General features: G+C 46.4%; 5 protein-coding genes. 3 read left to right on the forward strand and 2 right to left on the reverse strand.

Translation table 11 applies throughout. The annotated features are described in order from the left end of the window. Both A3761_RS10385 and A3761_RS10390 read right to left on the reverse strand, forming a co-directional pair. A partial coding sequence (locus tag A3761_RS10385) for a MipA/OmpV family protein (RefSeq protein ID WP_068750180.1) occupies positions 1 to 625 on the reverse strand: 625 nt, incomplete at its 3' end. Between the two features lie 519 nt (positions 626 to 1,144). Further along, a complete protein-coding gene (locus tag A3761_RS10390) occupies positions 1,145 to 1,504 on the reverse strand; it encodes a cupin domain-containing protein (protein WP_197469628.1) in 360 nt (119 codons plus the stop codon). Positions 1,505 to 1,606: 102 nt separating this feature from the next. Here A3761_RS10390 and rapA point away from each other — a divergent pair, with 102 nt between their 5' ends. The 3 genes from rapA to A3761_RS10405 all read left to right on the forward strand — a co-directional run. Continuing rightward, positions 1,607 to 4,366 carry an RNA polymerase-associated protein RapA gene (gene rapA / locus A3761_RS10395; protein WP_068509282.1) on the forward strand — a complete coding sequence of 920 codons (2,760 nt, stop codon included), beginning with the start codon at positions 1,607 to 1,609 and terminating at the stop codon, positions 4,364 to 4,366. Next, a complete protein-coding gene (locus A3761_RS10400) occupies positions 4,363 to 4,575 on the forward strand; it encodes a DUF3820 family protein (RefSeq protein WP_068509284.1) in 213 nt (70 codons plus the stop codon). The genes rapA and A3761_RS10400 overlap by 4 nt, the downstream gene beginning before the upstream one ends. 268 nt (positions 4,576 to 4,843) lie before the next feature. Beyond that, a partial coding sequence (locus tag A3761_RS10405; protein WP_068750183.1) for a hemerythrin family protein occupies positions 4,844 to 5,193 on the forward strand: 350 nt, incomplete at its 3' end.

The raw sequence follows: 5,193 nt of genomic DNA on the forward strand, positions 1-5,193 counted from the left end.
CAACTGACTGCTCTGCATCTATACCAAAATCTTTATTGACATAATCACTATCGTGAAATACCAAAGCGATGGCAATTTCATGGCCGGTTCCGTCGTTCTGACCACCGAAGCGGTGCCCCACGCCAAAAAGACCAAGACTTCCGTTTTCACCGGTCACCACTCGAGCATCCAGCCAATAACGCCAGTCGGTATCGAAAGCATGGCGTGCTTGCAAAACTAGTTCAGTTCCCTCATCTCCTTCACCGAGACCATCCAAACGACCGTCATCAGAGTCACTTTCTTCACGCCCCTCATCGAAGCCCACGACAGCCTCGAATAGCCATGTGTCAGAACGAAGACCACGCCACCCGAGCGCCTCACCGGCCCAGAAGAAAATATTATCACCTTTACGCCATTGCACCGCACCGGCAGGATCGACTTCTGCGCCAAATTCATCAGACCCTTCGTAGGCTGATTCGTATTCAACAGCCAGGCCAAGTCCGAAGGCCCAGCCATCATTGCCCCGCGTAAAGTCATCAATTGAAGGTAAGGGCACCATAGCTGTTTTTGTGTCCTGGGCTAATGCTGTTTGAAAGGAGAGTGTATATAAGCAAGTTGTCAAAAGCATGCCAGTAATTTTTTTCATTTAAATTCAACTTATAGAGTGAAGAACAATAAAGTACGTGAAGAATATATTATTGGATCACGCACAATTATTTTCGCTTGAAGGTTCGATTCTAGTGACTAAAAAAAGTGTTCTAATATCCCAAAAGCACTTTTAATAAACTCTATCAGACACTCATCTGGCCTTAATATAACTAAAGCGATAACTATGGTTGTGTACTCTTGGCGATAAATTTCAGTGTTTTCAACGGCATTCACTTCATCTCTTCTTCGTTAATGTCTCAAAGCTAAAATTGACTGTATTAACCTGATACAAATAAGGCTGAAGAGTGACAGAATATCGGATAGTTACTTCTAAAACGAATGTTTGCATCTTTCACTTTCCCAAAGGTACTGCTTTGGTGGCTTGTGGCCTAAATATTCAAGCTTTATGATCAAAGCCGAATGGCAACTTTGCGGACCTAATACGCCTTTGCCATGTTATTTGGTAATGTCACGCTCGGTATTTCAAACTGTAAGGTCGGGGTTGAGCCGATACAACTTATACGTCTAAGTCCTCATAACACGCAGGCATAAAGCGTGGCGTACACACAGCTAAAAACACCAAGTCACCCTCCCCGTCGTTATATATCTTCTGCCTAATGCCTTGCGGGATCAGTACTACATCCCCAGCGCTAACCTGCTGTTCCAGATCTCCAACATAAACCTTGCCTGAACCCTGCTGAATCACATAGCGCTCACTGACTTCTGTTAAGGCATGCCAGCGCGTTGTTTTACCCGGTTCAACTCTAGCTCGCGCAATCGAAAGTGCGGGATCATCGTCAGTATTTAACATCTCCAAGATATAGCAGCCCTCGTGAAAGTAATACTCTTCCCTTTCTGGCGTTCTATAGATACTCAAATTATTCCTCCATTCACCTTCATCTGTGTTATCAACAGGCTTTTCTTGTTAGTATTCGCGCCATATTTGTTCCCTTATTGAATACTGTAAAGAGACGCCAAAATGTCGTATATCATAGGCCAACGCTGGGTCAGCCAGACCGAACCCAAATTAGGATTAGGAATCATCAGCGAGTTTGAAAACCGCCGAGTGACGATCACATTTCCGGCAGCCGGGGAAACTCGCACCTACGCCAGCGTCAACGCGCCTATCAGCCGTGTAGTGTATAAGGCTGGCGACACGATCACCAGCCATGAAGATATCGATTACCTGGTTCTCGACCTCGACCAAAGCGCAGACATTATTACTTACATTGTTGAAAATAAAGAAAGCTCTCAACACGAAGAACTGAGTGAAGTTGAACTTAACTGTTTTATCCAATTTACCTCACCACTTCAGCGCCTGGTTAGCGGCCACTATGACCGAAATAGAGCCTTCCGACTTCGCTATGAAACGCTGCAGCACAAGCACCGCTTACAGCAGTCGTCAACGGATGGGCTGCTTGGTTCACGCACAAGCTTACTTCCTCATCAAGTATATATCGCTGATACTGTCGCGAAGCGCCATGCCCCGAGAGTATTGCTAGCCGATGAAGTAGGACTAGGTAAAACCATTGAAGCAGGCATGATTCTCCACGCCCAGTTGCACAATGGTTTAGCCAAAAGAGCTTTGATCGTCGTTCCTTCTACACTGGTGCATCAATGGCTGATCGAAATGCTACGCCGCTTCAATCTCAGCTTTTCTATCTTTGATCGTGAGCGTTTTGATAGTTTGACCGAAGAAGGTATCGAAAAGCCCTTTGAGACCGAGCAGCTAGTTCTCTGCCATCAGGACTTCCTGATTAATGAAGATATAAAAACCGCAGCCTTAGCGGCCGACTGGGATTTACTGATTGTCGATGAAGCGCATCACTTACATTGGAGCGAATCAGAAAGCAGCATCGAATACCAGTGCATTGAAGCCTTGGCAGCTAGAAGCCGCGGCGTACTATTGCTTACGGCTACGCCTGAGCAAGCCGGTATCGAGAGCCACTTCGCCCGTTTGCGCTTGCTCGACCCTGACCGTTTTCACTCCTTAGAAAAATTTATTGAGCAAGAACAAAACTATCAGGAAATCTCTGATTTGGTCGGAGAGCTTCAAGGTCTTGAAGACGGCTCGTCACTGCCAATTAAAGCCCTTTCCCTACTCGGTGATGATGCACAAAATATCGATATTCCGGAAGCAATACAAAGGCTACTTGATCAGCATGGCACCGGTAGAATACTGTTCCGCAATACTCGCCAAGGTGTTGAAGGCTTCCCGGATAGAATCCTACAGCCTCACCCACTCGATGCAGCTGTTGGTGATGATCAATTTGAAGATGAAGCCGGCATTAAACAGAATCCGAAAGTCACTTGGCTAACCCAGTTCCTGAAAGATAACAGAGATGAGAAAGTCCTGATCATCTGCGCCAGTGCTGAAACGGCTTTAGCGCTGGAGTCCTATCTTCGACTACGAGAAGGCCTGCGAACAGCAGCCTTCTACGAAGGTTTAAGTATTATTGAACGTGATAGAGCCGCTGCCTACTTTGCTGATAAAGAGGAAGGTGCACAAGCCTTAATCTGTTCAGAAATTGGCAGCGAAGGCCGAAACTTCCAGTTTTCACACGACTTAGTGTTATTCGACTTACCAGAGAACCCTGACCTACTCGAACAACGTATCGGCCGCTTAGACCGAATCGGGCAAACACATGACGTCAATATTCATGTGCCCTTCATTCCTGGCAGCCGCCAAGAGGGTTTATTCAACTGGTATGACCAGGCTCTGGATGCCTTCACTCACAGCTGTGCGGCAGGCTTTGCAATTTATGAACAGTTTGCCGTCGAACTGGAAAGTTACTTAAGCGAAGGTGACTTTCAATCTGATCAGGCCTTGTCTTTTATCAAACAAGCCCGTGAGCATCGCGATGCGGCTATGGCAGCTCTTCAAACGGGTCGTGACCCCCTACTTGAGCTTAACTCCTGCAATCCTGAAGAAGCCGAGAAAATCATTGCCTTGATCGAATCTGAGGAAGCAAGCCAGGACCTGTCCTCTTACATGGAAAAGCAGTTCAACCTTTACGGTGTTGAACAAGAGTACCAGTCAGACCAGACTCTGATCATTCGCCCTGGAGAGCACATGCTGGAGCAGCACTTTCCCGGCTTAAACGATGAAGGCAACACCTTAACCTTCCACCGTTTGAAAGCGCTTGTCCGGGAAGATGTCGAGTTTGTCTCATGGGAACACCCGATGGTGACCGATCTAATCGAGCAAACCTTAACAGGAGAGCTTGGTAATGCAGCCTTGGCAACCATGTCGGTAAAAGGTGTTGAACCTGGTACTTTATTTTTGGAAGCCATATTCGCGCTGAACAGCATGGCACCAAAGTCTCTGCAGCTTGACAAATTTTTGCCGGTATCGCCTCAGCGGATCGTTGTTAATATTACCGGCCGCGACCTTAGCGAAGTTTTACCCTACGAGCAGCTTAATGAGCTCTGCAAAGGGCTTAAGCGATCGATGGCGCATGCCGTATTGAAAGAGATCCGTAACGATATTGGTACACTACTTGAGCATGCTCAAAAAACTGCCGAAGCTTCGGTTCCTTCATTGATCAGCCAAGCTAGCGAAGACATGAACAGGGAGCTAGGTAATGAAATTCAGCGCCTGATTAGCCTCCAGGAAAAGAACCCTTTAATTCGCGACGAAGAAATCGACGCTCTGCGTCACAGACAAAGTGCTTGTCAGGAATATATTGAAAAAACAGGGCTAGAAGTTCAAGCCATGCGAGTTATTATCAACACATGATCGAAAAGCAGCACCTGGTAAAAATAGCCAATACACAAATGCCCTTCGGGAAGTACGGTGGCCGTCGTTTAATCGATCTACCTGAAGAATATTTACTCTGGTTCAGAAAAAAAGGCTTTCCGAGCGGCGAGCTAGGTACACTGCTTGAACTGACGCTTGAGATTAAAATTGAGGGCTTGGATAAAGTTATACATCCCCTTAAACGATAGTGCAGTACGTTAGGCGCTGTAGAGCTAAAAAATGGCCTCATGTAGGCAGAGGGTTCCACCCCTCGCTAGTCGATGCCTCGCGCTAAACCTCAGCGAGCCATGAAAGGCTCTGCCTACAGATTTAGCCGGGATGTTTAACTCGATACAGAGTAAGACCCTTATTTTTTACAATAACGCCTAATATTACACCGTTCAATTTGCAGACAACTTTTCTATTTCTAAACTAGACTCATACTAACGTGCACCTTCACTTGGGTAGAGTTCAGTAATGGAAAAGACCAGCGAGCTAATTTGGCAAGACACTCAGCACCAAGAGCTTTTCAGGCTGATTGATGCCTTGAAGGCCCCTAATTCCGGCCAAGAAATCTTTACCCGGCTGTCCAGCTACGCCGACCACCACTTCTGTCTCGAAGAAGCCTACATGCTCCAACTTAACTACCCCAAAACCGAAGCCCATATTAAAGCGCACAATCAATTTCGTGATGAACTGGATGACATGGTAAACAGTATGGGTAAGTTTGACGCTCTGGTTCGTGAATCTATTTCAATATTTCTGCGAGAGTGGTTACAAAGACATGTATTCGGCATCGACAAGGACTTTGAAGCGTTTGTACTGAA

It is taken from the genome of Oleiphilus sp. HI0123 (assembly GCF_001635315.1).